The 20,095-nt window shown below is 57.9% G+C and carries 19 protein-coding genes; 4 read left to right on the top strand and 15 right to left on the bottom strand.

The window, feature by feature from the left end; all coding sequences use genetic code 11:
- The 3 genes from DH08_RS31850 to DH08_RS31860 all read right to left on the bottom strand — a co-directional run.
- Positions 1-551, bottom strand: a 551-nt coding sequence (locus tag DH08_RS31850; protein ID WP_345892476.1) for an FMN-binding negative transcriptional regulator, incomplete at its 3' end; no start/stop codon positions are given.
- Positions 552-554: 3 nt separating this feature from the next.
- Entirely contained in the window at positions 555-1,457 is a 903-nt protein-coding gene (locus DH08_RS31855) for a dihydrodipicolinate synthase family protein (protein ID WP_192183198.1), read from the bottom strand.
- Between the two features lie 63 nt (positions 1,458-1,520).
- Positions 1,521-2,756, bottom strand: a complete 1,236-nt coding sequence (locus DH08_RS31860) for a trans-sulfuration enzyme family protein (RefSeq protein WP_192183226.1) — start codon at positions 2,754-2,756, stop codon at positions 1,521-1,523.
- Between the two features lie 74 nt (positions 2,757-2,830).
- On the opposite strand from DH08_RS31860, the gene pdxR reads away from it, so the two are divergent.
- Positions 2,831-4,342 carry a MocR-like pyridoxine biosynthesis transcription factor PdxR gene (gene pdxR, locus DH08_RS31865; RefSeq protein ID WP_428339625.1) on the top strand — a complete coding sequence of 504 codons (1,512 nt, stop codon included), beginning with the start codon at positions 2,831-2,833 and terminating at the stop codon, positions 4,340-4,342.
- A gap of 14 nt (positions 4,343-4,356) precedes the next feature.
- On the opposite strand, the gene DH08_RS31870 is transcribed toward pdxR, so the two are convergent.
- The 6 genes from DH08_RS31870 to DH08_RS31895 all read right to left on the bottom strand — a co-directional run bounded on the left by DH08_RS31870 (position 4,357) and on the right by DH08_RS31895 (position 9,881).
- Complete coding sequence (locus DH08_RS31870) at positions 4,357-4,662, bottom strand: type 2 periplasmic-binding domain-containing protein (RefSeq protein WP_192183200.1); 306 nt, start codon at positions 4,660-4,662, stop codon at positions 4,357-4,359.
- A gap of 114 nt (positions 4,663-4,776) precedes the next feature.
- Entirely contained in the window at positions 4,777-5,760 is a 984-nt protein-coding gene (acuI, locus tag DH08_RS31875) for an acrylyl-CoA reductase (NADPH) (protein ID WP_192183201.1), read from the bottom strand.
- Positions 5,761-5,868: 108 nt separating this feature from the next.
- A complete protein-coding gene (locus tag DH08_RS31880; RefSeq protein WP_192183202.1) occupies positions 5,869-6,663 on the bottom strand; it encodes an ABC transporter permease in 795 nt (264 codons plus the stop codon).
- Positions 6,664-6,673: 10 nt separating this feature from the next.
- Entirely contained in the window at positions 6,674-7,522 is an 849-nt protein-coding gene (locus DH08_RS31885; protein ID WP_192183203.1) for an ABC transporter permease, read from the bottom strand.
- Between the two features lie 62 nt (positions 7,523-7,584).
- Complete coding sequence (locus DH08_RS31890) at positions 7,585-8,739, bottom strand: ABC transporter ATP-binding protein (protein ID WP_428339614.1); 1,155 nt, start codon at positions 8,737-8,739, stop codon at positions 7,585-7,587.
- Between the two features lie 11 nt (positions 8,740-8,750).
- Positions 8,751-9,881 carry an extracellular solute-binding protein gene (locus DH08_RS31895; protein WP_192183205.1) on the bottom strand — a complete coding sequence of 377 codons (1,131 nt, stop codon included), beginning with the start codon at positions 9,879-9,881 and terminating at the stop codon, positions 8,751-8,753.
- Between the two features lie 322 nt (positions 9,882-10,203).
- Here DH08_RS31895 and acuR point away from each other — a divergent pair, with 322 nt between their 5' ends.
- The 3 genes from acuR (at position 10,204) to DH08_RS31910 (ending at position 11,473) form a co-directional block, all read left to right on the top strand.
- Positions 10,204-10,839, top strand: coding sequence for an acrylate utilization transcriptional regulator AcuR (gene acuR / locus DH08_RS31900; RefSeq protein WP_192183206.1), 636 nt, complete (start codon positions 10,204-10,206; stop codon positions 10,837-10,839).
- Between the two features lie 4 nt (positions 10,840-10,843).
- Positions 10,844-11,095, top strand: a complete 252-nt coding sequence (locus DH08_RS31905; protein ID WP_246801126.1) for a hypothetical protein — start codon at positions 10,844-10,846, stop codon at positions 11,093-11,095.
- 81 nt (positions 11,096-11,176) lie between these two features.
- Positions 11,177-11,473 carry an ABC transporter permease subunit gene (locus tag DH08_RS31910; RefSeq protein ID WP_246801128.1) on the top strand — a complete coding sequence of 99 codons (297 nt, stop codon included), beginning with the start codon at positions 11,177-11,179 and terminating at the stop codon, positions 11,471-11,473.
- On the opposite strand, the gene DH08_RS31915 is transcribed toward DH08_RS31910, so the two are convergent.
- The 6 genes from DH08_RS31915 to DH08_RS31940 all read right to left on the bottom strand — a co-directional run bounded on the left by DH08_RS31915 (position 11,424) and on the right by DH08_RS31940 (position 20,045).
- Positions 11,424-12,827, bottom strand: coding sequence for an FAD-binding oxidoreductase (locus DH08_RS31915; RefSeq protein WP_192183207.1), 1,404 nt, complete (start codon positions 12,825-12,827; stop codon positions 11,424-11,426). The genes DH08_RS31910 and DH08_RS31915 overlap by 50 nt on opposite strands.
- Before the next feature lie 229 nt (positions 12,828-13,056).
- Complete coding sequence (locus tag DH08_RS31920; protein ID WP_192183208.1) at positions 13,057-14,628, bottom strand: 5-guanidino-2-oxopentanoate decarboxylase; 1,572 nt, start codon at positions 14,626-14,628, stop codon at positions 13,057-13,059.
- The gene (locus tag DH08_RS31925) at positions 14,625-15,821 is read right to left on the bottom strand and encodes an acyl-CoA dehydrogenase family protein (protein WP_192183209.1); all 1,197 of its coding nucleotides are present in this window, start codon (positions 15,819-15,821) and stop codon (positions 14,625-14,627) included. The genes DH08_RS31920 and DH08_RS31925 overlap by 4 nt, the downstream gene beginning before the upstream one ends.
- Positions 15,822-15,831: 10 nt before the next feature.
- Complete coding sequence (locus DH08_RS31930) at positions 15,832-17,976, bottom strand: acetate--CoA ligase family protein (protein WP_192183210.1); 2,145 nt, start codon at positions 17,974-17,976, stop codon at positions 15,832-15,834.
- A gap of 52 nt (positions 17,977-18,028) precedes the next feature.
- Positions 18,029-19,267: a D-arabinono-1,4-lactone oxidase gene (locus DH08_RS31935; protein ID WP_192183211.1), complete on the bottom strand. Its 1,239-nt coding sequence runs from the start codon at positions 19,265-19,267 to the stop codon at positions 18,029-18,031.
- A 10-nt stretch (positions 19,268-19,277) separates the two neighbouring features.
- Complete coding sequence (locus DH08_RS31940; RefSeq protein ID WP_192183212.1) at positions 19,278-20,045, bottom strand: SDR family NAD(P)-dependent oxidoreductase; 768 nt, start codon at positions 20,043-20,045, stop codon at positions 19,278-19,280.
- Positions 20,046-20,095 lie beyond the last annotated feature (50 nt).

Below are 20,095 nucleotides of genomic sequence, written 5' to 3' on the forward strand. Positions count from 1 at the left end.
TTGGCTTTGCCGACAAGGCGGGTGATTTCGATCTCCAGACCGACGATGCCCTTGACCATTGCATCGATAAAGTCCTTGGGCGCGTCACCCATCTTCCACGGGACAGGTTGGGCCGTCTCGTGCCGGCGGGTCAGTCTGGCGACATTGTGACGGACATAGCTCTCCTCGTCACGGACCGTGATCCGTCCGTATGCATGTGCAACGAGGTAGTTCCAGGTCGGTACCTGTCGGTGGAACTCCTGCTTGCTCGGATACCATTGCGGCGAGATGTATGCGTCGGCCGCGCGGAACACGACGAGCACCTCATCGCCGGTCGACACGTCCTGCCAGACCGGGTTGTTACGCGCGACGTGACAGTTCAGAGTGCCGTACCTCCCCCGCGCCCGGTCAAGTTCGAAAGGAATGTGATTGGCATCGAGCCCGCTCCTGCCATGAGTTATCAATACGCCGAGGGCGCTCGTCTCGATCAGATCGTGGAGAGCCTCTTGGCTGGGTTCGTCGAAATGTGGAGGTACATACATGAAGGTTCCTTCGCTGTCGGTCGGTTTCACGATTCATCGAGCAATGCCCGCCGGCAGGCGTTCCAGCGCCTCGACGATCTGGCGCTTTGCTACAGCGGAGAGCGGCAGGACCGGGCGCGGAGGTTCGGCGCGGCAAATGTCGAGCAATTCGGCGAGCACATAGACAACACGAAGGCTGGAGAATTGCTTGAAGAGATTCCAGATTGGCGTCAATGCGGCGTCGAGGCGGCGTGCTTCGGCCGCATCGCCCGCCTGCGACGCCCTGACAATCTCTACGCAGACCTCGGGCAGGATACCACCAAGGACGCTGTACCAGGTGTCGGCTCCGGCGATCATGGCCTCAGTGGAATTCCAATCGCCGCTGTAGCCGATGGAAAAGCCTTCCGGCACGATGCTCCGCTGCCCGGCCAGATGGCTTCGGAATTCGTCGCTCTTGTCCGTAGGATTCTTGATGGCGACGATCCCCGGCACCTTGGCCAGGCGGCTGACAAGTGCGGGAGTGAAATGGAAATGGGTCGTTCCGGGATTGTCGTAGATGACAATTGGAAGGCCGCCTTCGCGGGCCACGACCGAGAAATGTTCGAACACCTCGTCATCGGTGAGCGGGGTGTACGAGACAGCCGCAAGCAACCCTGCGGCAGCGCCGAGGGCCTTGGCGTCCTGCGCAAGGCATACCGCCTCGTCGGTGCGCAGCGCGCCCACGCCCACCACGACCGGCGTCTGCACATCGGTTTCGTCCAACACTTCGGCGAGGGCCCGTCGCCGCTCCTCGCGCGTGAGGTAAATGTACGTGCCGGTGCTGCCGAGAAGGCCGATGGAATCGACCTTTGCTGCGCAAAGCCGTGTAATCAGCTTGCGCAGGGCTTTGGTGTCGACGCGGCCGTCACGGTCACTCGGCGTGATCGGGAATGCGGAAAGCCCGCTCAGGAATGCCATTGCGTTGCTCCAGATTTCTGCATGAGCGCGTCAGTGTTGGACGCGAGGACGGGAACGGGTTCATTACAGCACGTCCAGCGCCTGCCTCAGATCGGCGATCAAGTCGCCGGCATCTTCCAGACCGACCGAGAGACGCATGAGGTCCTCGCCGACGCCATCGGCAAGATGAGCATCCTTGCGGATGCTTTTGCGGGCACGTGTCAGACTGGCCGGGTGGTAGATGAGGCTGTCAGCGTCGCCGAGGCTGACCGCTCGGGTGATCAGGTTAAGCCGGTCCATCATGCGGCGCGCGCCCTCGAACCCGGCGTGGAGGCCGAAAGCCAACATACCTGATCCTTTGGACATCTGCTTTCGGACAATCGCCTGATCGGGATGAGAGTCGAGAAACGGGTAACTCACCCAGGCCACAGCCGGGTGAACCTCAAGTGCCTGAGCGACAGTCAGCGCGGTGGCACCGTGGCGTTCCATCCTGAGCGTCAGCGTCTTCAGCCCGCGCAGGATCAGGAACGCTGACATGGGCGAGAGTGCTGCACCGGTGATATAGCGCAGACCCGTTTCGTGCAGTGTGTGGAGTGTCTGCGCGTCACCAAGGATCGCCCCGCCGAGAGCATCGCCGTGGCCGTTGATATACTTGGTCAGCGAGTGGATCACGATATCGGCCCCGTGTTCCAGCGGCCGCTGGAGTGCGGGCGAGGCGAAAGTGCTGTCTACCGCCACCTTTACGCCGCGCGCATGGGCGCGTTGGGCGATTTCGGCGATGTCGAGGATGCGGCTCAGCGGGTTGACCGGGGTCTCGAAGAAAACAAGCCGGGTCCGGTCAGTGATCGCCGCATCGAGACTCTCTGGCTCCGACAGATCGACTGGAACGACCTTGATGCCAAACCGCGGGACCGCCTGTTCGACCATGGCGAGCGTGTTCGCGTAAAGGGTCTTGTGGACGATGAGTTCGTCGCCCTGGGACATCAGCGACAGGATCAGCGTGCCGAAAGCCGCCATCCCCGAGGCGACGACCAGCCCTGCTTCAGCTCCTTCGAGATTGGCGAGCCGTTTTTCAAGGATCTCAGTTGTTGGATTGTATTCGCGAGCGTAAAGCCTGCCGCCGAGAGCGGCGGCTGCTTCGTTCGCCTCCACGCTCTCGAAGCCGTATGTGGAGGTTAGGAAGACCGGAGGCTGAACGGCATTGGAAAAGCCAGCCGGATCGTAGCCGTGATGGATCGCCCGGGTGGCGAAGCCGAGATCGGCGTCGCCCAGGGACCGTTTCGTTGCATCGGTTTCGGATCGATCTTTGGGGCCAGTCATAGCTCTCTCTGAAGTTCGCTTGGAATTCCGAAAGATAGTCGCCATACTGGCTCACATGTAACGTCCAGTTGGCGATGAATGTAATGGTCCAGTCTTCCGATGCTGGTTCTGCGGGTCGCTTTCATGGTATGGGTGCGCGCCAGATTTACGAAGCTCTTAGCGAGCAGATCCTCGGGGGCGTCTACGAAACCGGCAGTCAGTTGCCGTCGTCGCGGGGCCTCGCAGATGAACTCGGCGTTTCGCGCACGACTGTCACCGTCGCCTATGAGCAGTTGGCCGCAGAAGGTTTCATTGAAGTCCGCCAAGGCGCACGACCCCGCGTCGCATCTTCGCTGATCGGTCACCAGGCAAGCAGCACCGTCTCAAAACGGGCCGGACCGATTCATCTTTCCGCCTACGGCGAGAGACTGCGCGCCAGTTCGCCTTGGCCGGCTTATCTGCCCAAACGGCTGAAAGTGGATTTCCGTTATGGCGACCTCGCGCCGTCCGATTTTCCGGCGCTGATGTGGAAGCGCGCCATGAACACGGCGATGTCGCAACGCCCAGGGCGCCTAGCTTATGACGATTCGCGTGGATCGCTTCGCCTGCGCCAGGCGCTGCAGGGATATTTGTGGCGCGCCCGAACCCTAAGCTGCGAGGTCGAGCAGATCATCATCGCAAGCGGTTCGCAACAGGGTCTCGACCTTTGCGCGCGCTTGCTGCTCGATCCTTCCGACAGCTTCGTGGTCGAGGACCCGTGCTACAGGATGGCGCGCCAGGTCTTTGCCAGCACAGGCGCGAGGCCTGTTTCCGTCGCCGTCGATGAGGATGGGATGAAGACGGAGTTGCTTGAGGGGATCACGGCGCGGCTGGCCTATGTCACGCCGTCGCATCAGTTTCCGCTCGGCGGCGTCTTGCCGGTCTCGCGCCGCTATCAGCTCCTCGAATGGGCCCGGCGCAACGACGCCTATGTGATCGAGGACGACTACGATGGCGAATACCGCTACGACATTCGTCCGGTGCCCCCGCTGCACAAGCTGGAGGACCGCAGTTCCGTCATCTATCTAGGTACGATCTCCAAGACGCTGTCGCCGATGCTGCGCATCGGCTACCTCGTGGTTCCGCCGGAATTGCAAGACGTCTTCGCGACGGCCAAGCAGTTTGTGGACAGGCATTCTCCGGTGGCGGAGCAGGAGGCCCTGGCCTCGCTCATCGAGAGCGGCGGCTATGAAAGCCATGTGCGCCGCGTCCGCCGTCTGAACGGCGGGCGCCGAGAGACCCTGCTCGCCACCCTTGGACGCGCGTTCGCAGACCGCATCATTATCGAAGGCGCTGATGCCGGGCTGCATGTCGTCGTCTGGTTCAAGGACCTCTATCGGTCATTGGAGGACGCGCTGATTGAAGAGGCGCGACGAGAAGGCGTGGGTGTCCATTCAATATCGCCGCTCTACGGCCGGGAAACGGATGAAGGTCGCGCCGACCGGATCGGACTGGTGATGGGCTATTCCGCCTTGACCATAGGGCAAATCGAGAACGGCGTTCGATTGCTCACGAACGCTGTCGAACGGGTGAGAAGGAACTCTCCGGACACTTCGGCTGCACGCTAGAATATCCGTTTTGATCAAGCGGGTTTTGGGGTCCATTTTCGCTTGTTGCGCAAGACTGCGTTTGCGAGGATGGCGAGCTTCCTCATGATGGCGGTGATTGCGGCTTCGAAGGTGCGATTATCGTAGGCCCATCGCATGGCGCCTGGTTGAGGCTGGTTTTCGAGGTGCTGCTGGTGTCGTCGATGGGCGCCCGCCCGAACTCGGGGGTCCAGCATGTATGGCGCCGTTTGCGCATAAAAGGCATAGATTGGTTGCTGCACGGGTTCGAGGTTTGGTAGCAGCTGCACCAGACGCTTTTCCGCGACGTCCTCTGCGACCATGAAATCGCCTAGCAATGAATAGCCATATCCGGTCAGGCAAGCATCGCTAGGAAGCCCTCGAACAGGGCGTCGGCTGCGCTGTCAACCCGGATCAGCGAGCCGTTTCCCGAATATTCAACGATTCACGTCGACGACTACGCGCCCACGCAGCCTGCCCTCGACAATATCTGTCGCCGCAGCGATAACCTCGCCGAGGCCGATCTCCTTCGCGATCGTGTTCAGATGATCGAGGTCAAGTTCTCGCGCCAGCTGCTGCCAAGCCGCTAAGCGTTTCGGCTTGGGGCAGTAGACGCTATCAACACCCGCAAGCGTTACACCCCGAAGGATAAATGGCGCGACGCTTCCTGGAAAATCGAGGCTCTGCGCCATACCGCAAGCCGCCACGACACCGCCATAGCGTGTTGCTGCGCAAGCATTGGCGAGCGTAGCGCCGCCCACGGTGTCAACGACGCCGGCCCAGCGCTCCTTGGCGATGGGTTTCCCCGGTGAAGAAAGTGTGGCGCGATCGATGATTTCCGACGCTCCCAAGGCCTTCAGATAGTCGGCTTGGGCTGGCTTTCCGCTTGATGCCGTCACGGTGAAGCCGCGTTTCGAAAGTAGGCTGATGGCGATGGAGCCAACTCCGCCGGTGGCACCTGTGACGAGGATGTCGCCGCCCTGTGCCACCCCCTGTTCTTCGAGCGCCAACACGCAAAGCATGGCAGTGTACCCAGCAGTGCCGATTGCCATTGCCTGCCAGCTGGTTAAGCCGTCAGCAAGCGGGATCAGCCAATCGGACTTGACTCGTGCGCGCTGCGCTAGACCTCCCCAATGCGTTTCGCCGACGCCCCAGCCGTTGAGCACAACGGCATCGCCCGTTTTGAAGTCACCAGAACTGCTCTCCTTGACAGTGCCAGCGAAATCTATCCCGACCACCAATGGGAACGAACGCACCACAGGCGCCTTGCCAGTGATAGCGAGGCCGTCCTTGTAGTTGATCGTAGAATGCGTAATGTTCACAAGGACTTCGCCTTCGGGCAGTGCAGAGTCCTCAACCTGTTCATGTTGCGCACAATGGCCGTGATCGTGCTTGCGGACAACAACTGCTTGGAAGCTCATTGGCGGGTCCTCATGTCTTCATCATTCGAGGGGGGGAACGTGAGATTGGTTGCTACGGAGAGCTCGAGCGGCTCGACTGAGGCGGCAATCGGCGCCGGACGTTGATGACTATGGTCGCTTTGAAGATTGCCGCAAAAGCGCGAAAGTCGTTGTGACAAGCAAAGTTACGGAGACAATAATAAGCGCCAGCGCGTTTATGCTCGGCGTAACCCCACCTCTCACCATCGAGAACACGTAGACAGTCAACGTGTCCGAGCTCGAGGTCCCGCGGGTAAACAGCGTAATGTTGAAATTCTCCATGGACTGGAAAAACGCGACAGCGGCAGAGGCGGTTAACGCAGGCGCCAAATGGGGGAAGACAATGTAGCGCAGCACCTGCGCATGGCTGGCCCCGAGATCAATGGCCGCCTCCTCCAGGCTTGCGTCAAGGCTGCGCAATCTTGCGAGCACCAAAAGCATGACGAGTGATGCAATGTAGCTAACTTGGCCCAAAACGGACAAATGCAGGCCGGGAGGCACCGACAGCTTCGCCCAGAACAGAAGGGTCGAAATCCCTATCACAGCGCCTGGGGCCAATACCGGGGCGATCAGCGCCCCATAGAGAATTGTGCGCGCCGTTCCAGACATCGACGAAATTACAAAGGCGGCTGCCGTCCCCGTTGGAACGGCCAGCAAAACAACGCCAATCGCGACAACCACCGAATTGCGCAGAGCGCCCCACATTCTAGAGTCGTTCCAAAGCGCGATGAACCACTTGTCGGTGAGGCCCATCCATGGATAGACGGTCGGAAACCTGCTGTCGTTCAGCGACGCCCCGCCCATAACGCCGAGGGGGAGCAAGAGATAGAGCAAGAAAAGCGCCAGGTAGAGATGGCCAATCTTTATTTGCGAGTGTCTGAACATTAATCCATGCCTAGTTTGTGATGTCAGACAGTTTCACTTTGAACGCCCACATCATTGCCACCACCACAAAAGTACAGAGACTCAAGAAAAGCAGGGAGTAAGCCGCCCCGGTGTTCCAATCAAGCGCTTCCAACATCAACTGCTGTATTGTTTGAGTGAACCATAGCGAGTTCGGCGAACCCAAGAGAGAAGGGACAAGGAGCGAACCGGCTGATAGCATGAATACCATGACACAGCCGGACACAATGCCCGGTTTGCAATGAGGAACGATGACCCGCCAATGCGTACGCCACCACGACGCCCCAAGATCCTGCGCGGCCTCGATCTGGTTCTTATCCAAGGACTGCATTGAACTGTATAGTGGAAATACCATGAAAAGCATATAAGTATACACAAGCCCGATAATTATCCCGTAATATCCCCTGATCCACCTGACTTCGGAGTTTATCACCCCAATTTCTATCAATAACGCATTGAGCGGCCCCTTAAACGATAGTATCGTAAACCACGCGAACGAGCGAAGAATCTCAGACACCCACATGGGCACCGTCAGGACGATGAAGAAAATCGCCATGTTGCTAGGTGATATAGTTTTTGTCATATAATAAGCTGCCGGATACCCTATGATGAGTATTATCGCGGTGACGAAAATTGAGTACAAAACCGTAGTGATGAAAATTCTCAGATGGATCGGAACATCGATCGACATACCAAAAATGTCGAAGCCAACCGGCGTCGAAAGAAACCTTTGGTAGTTAGCCAAGGTATAGCTATCGCGAGGCCCGTCAATTTCATTCAGCGGCAGGTAGGGACGGAACGAGCTCTCAATCAGCGCAATGTTCGGCAAAATGATAAGCATCAAGAGCCAGCCTAGTGTCAATACTAGGAACAGAGCAGAGATTGACCTTCCGTACATTTTAACTAGGTGATGCATTGTTCACGATCTGATTGAAGAAGGAATGCCTGTTGTTCGTCGAAATGGAGGTAAACGTTCTCGGTATTGCTTGGAAGGCGTTGAAGATCATTGTTGTCAGTTGCCACCAGGAAGACATGTCCATGCGCCGTGACTGCTTTAACCAGCGCAAAGCTTCCTTCGAAAGAGACATCTTGCAGCCGTGCCTCGATGGCGTTGTCGCCCTGTCGCTGCCGCGAGACATCCACATGCTCTGGACGGACATACAGTGCAACGCTTTCCCCTTGCACGTTGTGGCTTACCCTGGCGCGATGCTGGCCCAAGGGTGACTCTACGGTGCCAAAACCGTCTGCTATTCGTACAAGCTTGCCCTCGATCACATTGGTTTCGCCTACGAATTTTGCCACGAAACCGGAGCTTGGATTGTGATAGATCTCGTGAGGTGGAGCGACCTGCAACATCCTTCCCTTGTTCATCACCGCCACGCGGTCGGACATGGCGAGTGCCTCGCTCTGGTCATGAGTGATGTAGATGAACGTCACGCCCGTCCGCTTCTGGATCGACCTCAGTTCCGCTCGCATGTGCTGCCTCAGTTTGAGGTCAAGCGCTGACAACGGCTCATCAAGAAGCATAACCGAAGGCTCTACAGCCAAGGCACGCGCAATCGCGACCCGCTGCCTCTGGCCACCCGACAACTGGCTTACCATTTTGTCTTCAGCGCCAACCAGATCCACCAATGTCAGCAGTTCTTCGGCTCTTTTACGCCGGATGCTGCGTGGCACTCGCCGCATCTCCAAGCCGAACGCTACATTTTCCCAGACGCGCATCAGCGGGAATAGAGCGAGATTTTGAAAAATCAGGCTGGTAGGGCGTTGGTTTGCGCGCTTGCCGCGGACGTCCTCCCCGCCGATCCGGATCGTGCCGGCGCTTGGGTCGATAAAACCCGAGATCATCCGCAAGATCGTCGTCTTGCCGCACCCGGATGGGCCGAGGATCGAAAAGAACTCGCCCGCCCTGATCGTAAGGCTCAGATCTTCGATTGCGCGGAAGCTCCCGAACCTGCAACTTACATGTTCAAGCTCGACAGATCCTTCAGAAGGCTTCTCCGGATCTGCCGAGTTGGAAATGGCCTGCGGCACAAGATTGCGTGAATGGCTAGACACACGCATCTTGCCTATGCGGCCCTGTATTTGTCGGCATATTCTCCGCGCTTAGCCACAAATTCGCTATTCTGGTCCGGCCACCACCAAAGCTTCTTCAAAGCACCCTCGTCGAATGCACCTTCGTAAAATGCAGCGTTGTCCGGATTGAGTAGCTTGGGTCCACCTTTTGCAGCCGGATTTGCTGACACTGCCGCCCCCCACAGCGCTGAGCCTTCCGCAGTGGAAACCCACTTCGCAAGAGCATGAGACTCGTCAACATTCTTAGCGTTAGCGAGGAGCACCAAACCTTCATTCCACGCGAACGCACCTTCTCCCGGCGCGGCGTATACAAAGCCATTGTTGCGCAGGTTGAAGCCAGTCGAATCCCAGCAAAGCCCGAGAGTCGCACCATTTGTAGTGAAGCCGGCATTGGCATCGTTCTCGCCTGACCACCATTGCACAACATTGCCCTTGTGCTTTATCGCTTCGGCAAGGGCGATATCCCAAAGTTGGGTCATTACTGCCATATCGCTGTAGCTATCCGACCACGGACGCGGCAATTTGCCATTTGCCTCAAGCCACCGGCCCATGGCCGCAAGCGCTGAATGAGGCCGAATGGTCACCTGGTTGTCTGGACTGAACAAATCGCCAAGGCTGGCAGGTGAGCTCAGCTTGGCGTCGCCCTTCTTATACACAAGCGCTTCCGTGCCCCAGACGGCCGGCAAAAACTTGCGCTTCCCGTCAATGGTTGAGCGTTTGCCCATCGCACCATCGGCCATACCCGGGAGGTAATTTGAGAGGTCGAGTTTGGACTCATCCCAACCCTGCACCAGCCCTTGGCTATTCCAGGCTGCGAGACGATCCACTGTCGGTTCCGCGACGTCAATGTTGCCTGTGGCAAGCGAAAGCTTCGCTTGTGCATACATCGCGTCCTGATCGGGTTGCTCAATAAAGTTTACCTTGACGCCTGTCGCGGCCTCGAAGGCGGGAAACACTTTCTCGCGAAACAGAGGGTACCCCGCCCAGCCCATAAAATTAACAGTCCCGCCACCGGCAAAGGCCCTAGTGATCACAAAGGGCGCAGCAATGCTCTGCGTCGCCACAAGAGCGGCGCCGGTTTTCAAAAAGCCGCGTCTGCTGAACCTGTATCCTGACTTTTTCATAGGTTAAAACTCCTCCTGTCTTTCCACCCTGGATTTCACTTTTTTGCAGCGCCCATCGCCTTTCTGACCGCCGCTCTTGATTTACTAGTAGATCAGTCTATTAGTTCCCGCAAGCGCATTTCTCGGTGACGCGGCTGAAAACAGCGCGGCACTCCAGATCTGCCCTTGGATCGCCCGATCTTACGCCGGATTCAAACAAACAAGGGCGTTTACGCCACTACGACGGATATGTACGGCTGGACCAGCCTGCACCACTAAACTCCCGGCCATGGCAGGCTGTGACCTCTTGCACTGCGGTAGCCGGTCGGTCTATAGCCGTTTGATGGCACACAGAACAAAACACCAAAATTCGGCACTGAAGACGGCAACGCATCTTGCCCTGGAAACCGCCAAGGAAAGGATCATGCGTGTCGCTTTGGAATTGATGACGGAGAAAGGCTTCCTTTCAACCGGCATTGAGGAAGTATTGTCTCGTTCTGAAGTTCCCCGCGGATCATTCTACTATTACTTCCCGAGCAAGGAAGCGTTTGGGCTCGAAGCTATCGACGCCTATGACGCATTTTTTGTGAACAAGATTGAGAAGTTTCTTGGAAACCAACGGCGCAGTACAATCGAGCGCATCGTAGCGTTCATGGATGACGCTGAACACGGGATGAGCAAGTACAAGTTCCGTAGAGGCTGCCTCGTTGGCAATCTTGGGCAGGAGATGGGGGCCCTTCCCGGATCCTTCAGGATCAAACTCGTGGCGGTCCTTGAAGGGTGGGAACGGAGATTCGCCGTTTGCATCGCCGACGGGCAGCTTAGAAACGAGATCTCCGATCATCTCGACCCCGAGCGATTGGCTCGGCTGTTCTGGACTGGCTGGGAGGGAGCGGTTTTGAGAGCAAAGCTTGAAAGCAACCCGCAGCCTCTGCACATCTTCGGTGACGCTTTCTTGGAGATACTCAAGGCGCGTTAGGCAGATGAGATTTGGTCCTGGTATCCTGCAGCAGCCGTCGACGCTTTCCGTGTTCGATGCCATCTTGCTGACGCTGACGCTGCTGCTGATTCCCTTCGCGATCTTGCCGATCTTCCTGTCGCTGGAGCGCATTCCGCAGACCTTGCTGCGCGCCTCCGACGATCCGGTCGCAGGCTTGCAGACGTTCCCGCGCATCACCTTGCCGCTCAGCGTCCCCGCCGCCGCCTCGCGCGCCGGCTCTCCACTGTCTTCCTGACGGCGATCACGAAACTGGCTGCCGGGCTGCTCTACAGCCGACTGTTCGTGCCGATCGCGTCTGCCGAACCTGTCGAGCGCGATGGTCGGCAGCGCCATCCTGGCCTTTGCGCCGTCGTTCGACGAAACGATGATCACCATCCTGCTCACCGGGCATGCAAGCACGCTGCCGGTCAGGCTGTGGGCAATCACGCGCCTCGGCTTCTCGCCCGACATTAATGCGCTGGTGGTGCTGATCCCGACCTTCATCGTGCTGCTGTGCGTGCTCGTCGCCCGTTTCGGACTCCCAGCCAAATCGCAATTGAGCGAACCTGAGCGCCTGTCAAATTTCACCGAGGCAAGGCCGATGGGCCGAAATCGAAGACCCGCCCTGGATTGAGGATGTTCCTGGGGTCAAGCGCTGCCTTCAGCCGCCGCATCGTGGCGAGTTCGGCGTCGCTGCGAACCAGATGCAGCCATTTCTTCTTGTCGAGGCCGATGCCATGCTCGGCCGAGACGCCGCCGCCGGCTGCCGCCACGCCGCGATAGACGATGTCATATGCCGCCGCCGGATCGACCGTCAGAACCTGGTAGTGCAGATTGCCATCGGCGAGATGGCCGAAGACGTAGATGTCGGCGCCGGGGTCCATGGCATGGATGGCAGCGTCCGCGTCCCGCAGGAATGCTCCCATCCGCGCCAGCGGGATGCTGATGTCGACGCTGATCAGCCCTTTGATTGAAAACAGGACGCGATTGGCGTCCTCCCGTACGTTCCAGAGGGCACGAAATTCGCGCGGCGACTGCGAGACGACCACATCGTCGATGACGCCATCCTCGACCGCCTGCATCAACACCTCGGCGAAGCGCTCGCCGTCGCGCTCGGGCTCGCTGCCCTGGACCTCCGCCAGCACATAGACCGGTGAACCCGCCGGCAGCGGCGCCGGCATGTCCATGCTGGCGACTATGAGGTCATAAAGCGGTGCGAAATTGACCTCATAGGCGGAGAGCAGCGGGCCGAGCTTTTGGCGCAGCAGCCCAAGCAGGGCGATCGCCGCGTCGAGTGACGGGAGCGCGCAGAACGCGTTCACCTCGGACGCCGGCTTCGGATGCAGCCGGAGCGCGGCACGTGTGACGACGCCAAGCGTCCCTTCCGTGCCGATGAAGAGCTGGCTGAGGTCATAGCCGGAATTGTCCTTGGGCAGACCTTTTAGCGATGTCAGCACGCTGCCATCGGCAAGCACCGCTTCCAGCCCCAGCACCTGCGCCCGGTACATGCCGTAGCGCAGCACGCGGATGCCGCCGGCATTGGTGGCGATATTGCCGCCAACCGTGGCCGAACCACGCGCACCGATATCGACGCCGAACATCAGCCCGGCGCCGTCGGCTGCCTCCTGCACCGCCAGCAGCGTTGCACCCGCTTCGGCGACGATGCTGGCCGCCTGGCGATCTGGGACATCAAGACCGGTCATGCGCTCCAGCGACAGCACCACCTCGCCCGGCTGCACGCGCCCCCCACCCGCCATACCGGTGCGTCCGCCCTGCACGACAACTGGCTGTCCGAGATGGTTGCATGCGGCAAGTGCCGCCGCGACACCCTCGGTGTCGCGCGGGCGCAGCACTGCTTCGGGAAGCGCGCCAAGCTTGCCATCAGGATCGTCGCGATAACGCTGATCCACGTCGGAGCCGGCGCACACGCCGCCCGCGCCCAGACGGTCACCCAGAGCAGACAGAAGCTGTTGTGTTTCAGGCGACATTGACCAATCCTATTCATGATCGCCTGCCGGTCAAACCCTGGTCCGTGCAAGGCGACATCGTCCGTGTGACCGTTCGTGGACAAAGGGGAGCAAAGCCAGCGACATCATCGCGATGAGACGAAATTGATGCCAGAATGATTGTGCCCGCTTACTGAAGCTTCGAAAGCTGAGATGCGTATGGAGTTTGCCGATTTGACGATGGACCATCGGCCTACGCTTTTCCGGCGGGTTAGAATGCTATATCCGGGGTGATCTCGATCACTGTCGGCCCATTGGTGTCCAGAGCGTCCTTGATCATGGTGTAGAGATCGCCGGCGGTCGCGGGTTTGACGGCCTTGGCTCCATATGCTTTGGCCAAGGCACAGAAATCCGGATTCCGGGCAGTCACAGCATTCGGTTCTATTCCGGCCGTCATCATGCTGTCGCGAATTTCGCCCAGCAGACTGTTGTTCCAGAGCACAATTGGAAGTGTCAGGTTCAATTCAACCGCGGTAGCAAGTTCGTTCGAAGTGTATTGAAACCCGTAATCACCAGCCAATGCCACGACGGGTGTGGACCCGCCTTTGCCTATCTTCGCCCCGATGGCGGCGGGCAAGGCAAAACCTAGTGTGCCAAAGCCTACAGGATGTAACCACGTGCGTGGCCGTGAAACCGGAAATTGTACATTCGCGGAATAAGCAATCTGGGTCATGTCCGAGCAAATCACTGCCTCGACAGGGACCGCTGCACGGATTGCAAAAAGGATTTTTGCAACAAGAGACGAACCTGCTGGGGTTTCCATAACGAAGTTTGTGGGCGGCCTGAATCGCCGCTTGAGAACACCAATCCGTGCCGAAATGTTCTCAAGACAGTGGCTGGAATCGCCTATTATGGCAACCGCTGCCGGGTAGGGCCGCGCTATATTGAAGGCGTCCAAATCGATCCGCACAATCTTTCCCGGGAAGGAGATGTCCGTGCGCCAGAAGTCCGTCTCAGCCATTTCCGTGCCTACAGCCACAATGCAGTCAAAGGTCTGCAGCTCCTGTTGCACGGATGCCAGGCTCAACACCGAACCCCAGACCGCGCCATGTTCTGCTGGGACGGCTCCTTTCCCCGCCGTGGTTGTGATAATGCAGGCCCCGACCTTTTCAGCCAAATCAAGTGCGTATGTGCCGGCATCAAGTGCGCCACCGCCGAGAATAATCGCGGTTCTGGACGCCTGCGAAATCAATTTCGCAGCATCTTCGATAAGCGCGGGATCAGGTAACGGCTTGCGCGGAAGGGTCCGGGCGAGCCACCGATCCGTCACGTCCGCCTGTAGAACGTCGATAGGTATTTCAATGTAAACCGGACGTGGGCGCGCAGACGCGAATACGGAAAAGGCTGCCGCTACAGCATCCTGAAGATCCTTGTCGTTGTAGACGCGGAAAGCGTGGGCGGTGACCGATGAAGCAGCGCCAAACTGATCGATCATTTCGTGAAGCCTGCCACGGCCTTGTGCGCTATCGCGTAAATCCAAGCAGGACGAGATAACCAGAATAGGGCTCGAGTCGGACCAAGCCTGGCCAAGCGAGGTCATGATGTTCGTCATGCCGGGCCCCGTGATGGTGAAGCATACACCTGGTTTTCCGGTTGCTCTGGCATAGCCGTCAGCCATGAAGCCAACGCCTTGCTCGTGGCGCCCGAGCACATGGGTAATCGTGGAGGCTGGCAGAGCGCGATATAGCTCTATGTTGTGGACGCCAGGAATGCCGAAAACGACCTTAACCCCATACTGCGAAAGCAAATCAACGAGCGCCTCACCGACCAATTGCTTCGTCACTGTTTTCTACCCTCCAGATGTGGGTGCACGCGATCGCCACGCCACTGAGGAAGATCTTCTTTGGCCAGGAACCTGGAGATCAGCAATTTTTGCACTTCACTCGTGCCGTCGATCATCTGCACTACCTTCGCGTCGCGCATAAGCATCGCTGGGGGACTCGAGGCGTCTAGCCCGGCAGCCCCATGCACTTGCACGGCTTGCGTGCTAAGTTTCATCCCGAGATCGGCGCAAACGAGCTTGCTCATGGCAGCGTACGCACTGCCGAGTTTTGTGCGCGGGGCACCCATCAGGACAAGCGCTTGTTCCCAGAGAGCCCTGGCGGCGGCAAGTTCAGCGGCAGCGCTGCCTATCTCAAACGAAATGCCTTCATGTTCAATCAAAGGCCGGCCAAAGATCTGACGACCACGCGCAAAGGACGTTGAGTGCTGAAGCGCGGCAGTCGCAATGCCAAGGCCGATCCCGGCCGCGTTCAGCCGATAGAGGTCAAGCATCTTCATAGTGATGCGAAACCCCTCCCCTTCATCCCCAAGGAGGCAGCGCTCTGGTACGTGCACATCCTCGAGGATTACGGAGGCCGTGGGGCTTGCCCTGAAACCGAGAAGGTCGTGATCGGGACTGATCCTTATCCCGGGCAGTTGCCGATCAACGACAAAGGCCGACACCCCTTTGTTTCCGCCTTCGGGGTCGGTCTTCGCCAGAACGACGAATACATCGCCAACTGACGCGCTTGTTACCCAATTCTTTGTTCCGTTGAGGACATAAGCTGCGCCAAACTTTCGTGCCGTAGTTTGCAAAGCGGCAGCATCCGACCCCGCATTTGCTTCAGAAATGCAAACACAGGGGATAACAGATCCGTCAATGATCCCTGGGATATAGGATTGTCTAACGGACTCCTCGCCGTAGACGATGATCGGCAACGCCACATCTGCACACATGCCGAATGACATCGCAAAACTTGGGCTGACGCGTGCTATGATTTCACTTGCCAAGATGGCAACGATATGGTCCTCGCCTGTTCCCCCAAATTCTTCAGGCAGCCCAATACCGAGCAGGCCACGACTGGCACACTCGGCGTAAATCTCACTCGGAAATTTAGCCTTGGCGTCCAGACGAAGAGCTTCCGGACGGAGGACTTCTTCCGTAAAAAGTTGCACCTTTTGGAGAAGATTCAGCCTTTGATCTGTAAAAAGCATTTGTCTTCCCTCACCTCTGCGTTCTTTTGCGTATGAGAGCGTCAAGCGCCACGCACGAACCCTGACTCACGATTATCGGATTGATGTCGACTTCTCTGACAATATCTCTGGCTTCGATTGCCAGGCGCGAAAGACTTACCCCGACACGCGCCAGCGCAGTGAGGTCATATGCCGGCTTGCCCCTAAATCCAGAAAGCAACCTGTAAATTTTCAGACCCGCCAACGCATCAATAAATTCCCGTTCACTTACTGGGCAAAGCAAGCTGGCCGAGTCCTCAAGAAGTTCGATCATGATACCGCCCGCGCTAACGATCAGGATTGGCCCCACCTGATCGTCATTGACGATTCCGAGAGCTACCTCGACGCCGTCTGTCTTGATCATTTCGCAAACAAGCACCTTCGGGCCGAGGCGAAAGGCTACATCCTCGTAAGCTGCGTAGACCTCCGCGGCCGAGCGCAGGTTCAGCTTCACGCCGCCAACGTCAGATTTGTGAAGGACTCCGATGGCTGCTGTTTTCAATACTACCGGGTAGCCGATGCGCTCGGCCGCGGCCACGGCCGTTGCTGCCGAATCTGACGGAATGCGCGCGGCTGTCGGGATGCCATAGGCGTCCAGTACGTCAAGACAGTCTGACTCCGTCATTGTATCCGATTGGACTATGCGTCGAAGGTCCGGATCCATCCCCTTCACAGCCTTTGATGGGACCTCCATCGCAACTGCTCGGCCCCTCCATTTCTTCCAGGCCATCACGTTCCGAATGGCTCGCAATGCGTTTTCTACGCCATCGAACAGCGGTATCCCCGCCTCTGACAATTTTTCGGCCAGACGCGTCCTTGGCAGGCGTGCAAAGTTCGTCGCCACGCAGATTGGTTTTTCAGTCCTAGAATTGGCTGCAATGCATGCTTCGACGAACCCCTCGGAAATATAGTCCTCCATTGGGACATCGCAGACGAGCGCGGTGAGGCCTACAGCTGCATCCTCGCTAATGGCGAGAAGGCACTGTGTGTAGTTTTCAATAAAATCGGTGGCAGTGCCCCAGGCATCCAGCGGGTTCACAGCGTCCAGGCCAGGTGCCAGATGCCCCGTCAGGCGATTGGCCGTAGCTTGGCTTATTGCGGCAAAGTTGACTCCAACGGCCTCTGCAACATCGACCAGGTGGCCACGCGCGCCACCCGAATCGAGCACGGCGCCGAGATCGCCATCCGCCATGTCTTTCGGCGAGGACAACAGCAATGCTGTCGCTGCCAATTCGTCAATCGTTTCTACTTCGATGACCCCGCTTTTGGCGAAAAGTGCGCGGTAGGCCGCATGGTTCCCGGCGATGGCGCCTGAGTGACTTTCGGCAAGTCTGGCGCTCAGGGACGTCTTGCCGATCTTCAGCGCGACGATCGGCACGCCCTTTTCACGAGCCATCGCCGCGGCCTCAATGAAGCCTGGAACGTCCCGGATTGTTTCCAGGAAAAGCGCTACAACCTTCGTCGTCTGGAGTGACAGGGCGTATTTCATGTAATCTGCAACGGTGGTCGTAAGCTCCTGGCCGCTCGAAACCGCTAGATTGAAACGCAAGCGCGGATCTTGGTTGAGAAGGCATGATAGGATCGCGCCAGAATGACAGATCGTCGCAATCGATCCGGATGCCCTGTTTTCAAAGGGAAACCAGCTTACAGCGACGCGTTTTTCGAGGTTAAGAAAGCCCATGCTGTTGGCGCCGCACAAGGCGATGCCGTTTTCCCTGAGCTTCCTTCCAATGCGTTCCGGCAGAGTGGGATTTGTATCGTTCGATATGTAAGCGCTTGCGAAAATAGTCGCGGCTTTCGCACCGCAGGCTATTACCTTGTCAATCTCGCTTTCAATATTCTGATTGGCAACGCAGATAACGACATGTTCAGGCAATCCGACAATATCGTTAAGAGATGGATAGCATTTTCTGCCGAAAACCTGACTATACTTTGGATTAACGGGGTACACCTCGCCGGTATAGCCAAAATCGATAATTTGGCGGAGCGCATCACAGCCTGCCGTGTTTTCACGAGGTGAAGCGCCAACGACGGCGATCGATTTTGGCTCCAGCAGAGCTGTCAACACAGCAACATTCCTTATATGTTCAACGACCCGGTTGAGCTTCACGGTTACATAAGCAGCGAGAGCGGACATCTCTTATGGCCGGACATGCGGCGACCGATTTCGATCTCCGTCGACAAATAGCCTAGCCGAGCAACAGTCTCAGGTGGTCGTTGAGAAATCGATTCTTGGGATCGAGTTGGCGCCGCAGTTTCCGAAAATCGTTCGCTCGCGGATAAAGCTGAGTGACATCGTCGGTATCGAGGAAGTGCATTTTGCCCCAATGCGGACGGGAGCCGTATCGGCGCAGGATTTCGTCCACGTCCCTCAAAAAAGGCCAGTAATCGATTCCAGGACCGCCGGAGACCGACAGCGTGATGCTGTCCTGGTGGTGGAACGGGCTCATCCAACCGGGATCCCCGGCGGTAAAGCGATATTCGATCGGGTAGATGCAGTTGGTGTGCCTGGTGAGCATGAGCTCGCGCACTGCCCTGACAGCGGTCTTGCCGTGCTCCAGCGGTACTGCGTATTCGAGCTCAACAAAGTTCGGCACGTATTCAATGGGGTACACTTCGGAACTGTACGCAATTTTCTCGAAGTCCGCCTCCATTGGAGCTGCGTCGGTGATGTCCATAATCTTCATTTCGCAGACATCAGCCAGCTTTTCGGTGCTCGACACAGCTGCAGTGTCCGGCAGGCAGTAGAGATGACGACTCTCTGGCGTTGGGCACCAGAAGAAGCCGAAGTGACGGTGGTTCGCCGCCAGCTCATCGTGCCGTTCCATGCAAGTCTCGAAGTCGTCTCTCCACAAGCGCTCATGAAGGTTGTAGGCATCCATGACGTTAAGGGTGAGCGAGGAAATGATGCCGAGCGTCCCCAACGACACCTGTGCCGCGTGCAGCAGGTCGCTGTCGCTGTCGTCAATGTCGAGGATGTTGCCATCGGCCTTGATGATGCGCATCCCGCAAATCGACGATGCAAGGTTACCAAGCCGGAGGCCAGTGCCGTGCGTGCCCGTGGTGAAGGCTCCTGCAACGGCTTGGCTATCGATGTCGCCTTGGTTGATCAGCGATAAGCCGTGCTGCTTGAGTGTCCTGCCGACCTCGTTGATCTTGGTGCCGCCGGCGACTGTCACTCGCTTGTGTTCATGATCAATTCTGTGCACACCATGAAGATTGGCCAACGACAGGAGAAGACCGTTGGTTCCCACGACTGGTGTGAATGAATGTCCCGAGCCCGACACGCGAATTCCAAGATCCCGCTGGTCTGCCTCCCGGACCAGATCGACAAGCTCCGCCTCCGTCTCGGGAGAAGCCTTGTATTGTGACACGCAGTATTGATTTCCGACCCAGTTGCGCCAAACGCCGCCTTTTTCGAAAGTCATGTCCTTGCCCTCAAATCGCGGTGAAACAATTATCGACAAACAGATGCGCGCCGCTGATGAAGCTTGCATCATCGCTTGCCAGATAAAGTGCGGCCTTAGCAACCTCGTCGGGCCGACACATGCGTCCCTGCTGGGCCGCGATCGCGGCATCGGAGACGTCGATACCGTATCTTGACAGTTCCTCGACTTCCCTCTGGCCGTGGGGCGTTTGAATGAAGCCTGGGCAAACCGCATTGCACCGTATGTTGCGGTCGCGGAACTCGACTGCGATCGAGCGCGCGAACATGTGGCAGGCGCCCTTTGTGGTGTTGTAGAGAACTTCCATTGGAGTGGCTGCGACCGCGGAGATGGAAGAGGTGCAGACGATGGATCCGCCACCGGCGTCTATCATCTGCGGAATCACTGTACGGGTTACAAGGAACATACTGCGCACATTGATGGCCATCAGCCGGTCCCAATCTTGGAGGGTTGTCTCGAGGAACGGCCGGATGATAATGGTGCCGGCATGGTTAAATAGGACGGTGATCTGTCCCAGAGCGCCACTGAGCGCGCTAACGGCAGAAGCCACCTGCCCTTCATCTGAGACATCGGCAGCTGCGAATGCAGCCTCGTAGCCTTGATTGCGCAAACGGCTTGCAGCCGCCTCACCGTCGCTGGATGGCAGATCGACTATGCCAACTGCCGCACCTTCGCGCGCAAAAAGTTCCGATGCCGCAAGACCGCATCCTCCCGCACCGCCGCTGATGAGCGCAACCTTGCCTTGAAGCCGACCACCCATTTGCACCCCTGTTGTGTTATGTCGCCTGTAAAGGTGGGTTTATTACGATC

The sequence above is a fragment of the Mesorhizobium amorphae genome, assembly GCF_014843845.1.
Lineage (GTDB): Bacteria > Pseudomonadota > Alphaproteobacteria > Rhizobiales > Rhizobiaceae > Mesorhizobium > Mesorhizobium amorphae_A.

Coding starts and splice junctions, on each gene's coding strand:
- DH08_RS31860 (WP_192183226.1), bottom strand. CDS start 2,756: ATGACTGGCCCCAAAGATCGATCCGAAACCGATGCAACGAAACGGTCC.
- DH08_RS31910 (WP_246801128.1), top strand. CDS start 11,177: ATGGTCGGCAGCGCCATCCTGGCCTTTGCGCCGTCGTTCGACGAAACG.
- DH08_RS31895 (WP_192183205.1), bottom strand. CDS start 9,881: ATGAAAAAGTCAGGATACAGGTTCAGCAGACGCGGCTTTTTGAAAACC.
- DH08_RS31925 (WP_192183209.1), bottom strand. CDS start 15,821: ATGCTTTTTACAGATCAAAGGCTGAATCTTCTCCAAAAGGTGCAACTT.
- DH08_RS31885 (WP_192183203.1), bottom strand. CDS start 7,522: ATGCTTATCATTTTGCCGAACATTGCGCTGATTGAGAGCTCGTTCCGT.
- pdxR (WP_428339625.1), top strand. CDS start 2,831: ATGAATGTAATGGTCCAGTCTTCCGATGCTGGTTCTGCGGGTCGCTTT.
- DH08_RS31935 (WP_192183211.1), bottom strand. CDS start 19,267: ATGACTTTCGAAAAAGGCGGCGTTTGGCGCAACTGGGTCGGAAATCAA.
- DH08_RS31855 (WP_192183198.1), bottom strand. CDS start 1,457: ATGGCATTCCTGAGCGGGCTTTCCGCATTCCCGATCACGCCGAGTGAC.
- DH08_RS31930 (WP_192183210.1), bottom strand. CDS start 17,976: ATGTCCGCTCTCGCTGCTTATGTAACCGTGAAGCTCAACCGGGTCGTT.
- DH08_RS31880 (WP_192183202.1), bottom strand. CDS start 6,663: ATGTTCAGACACTCGCAAATAAAGATTGGCCATCTCTACCTGGCGCTT.
- DH08_RS31940 (WP_192183212.1), bottom strand. CDS start 20,045: ATGGGTGGTCGGCTTCAAGGCAAGGTTGCGCTCATCAGCGGCGGTGCG.
- DH08_RS31915 (WP_192183207.1), bottom strand. CDS start 12,827: ATGTCGCCTGAAACACAACAGCTTCTGTCTGCTCTGGGTGACCGTCTG.
- acuR (WP_192183206.1), top strand. CDS start 10,204: ATGGCACACAGAACAAAACACCAAAATTCGGCACTGAAGACGGCAACG.
- acuI (WP_192183201.1), bottom strand. CDS start 5,760: ATGAGCTTCCAAGCAGTTGTTGTCCGCAAGCACGATCACGGCCATTGT.
- DH08_RS31870 (WP_192183200.1), bottom strand. CDS start 4,662: ATGGTCGCAGAGGACGTCGCGGAAAAGCGTCTGGTGCAGCTGCTACCA.
- DH08_RS31905 (WP_246801126.1), top strand. CDS start 10,844: ATGAGATTTGGTCCTGGTATCCTGCAGCAGCCGTCGACGCTTTCCGTG.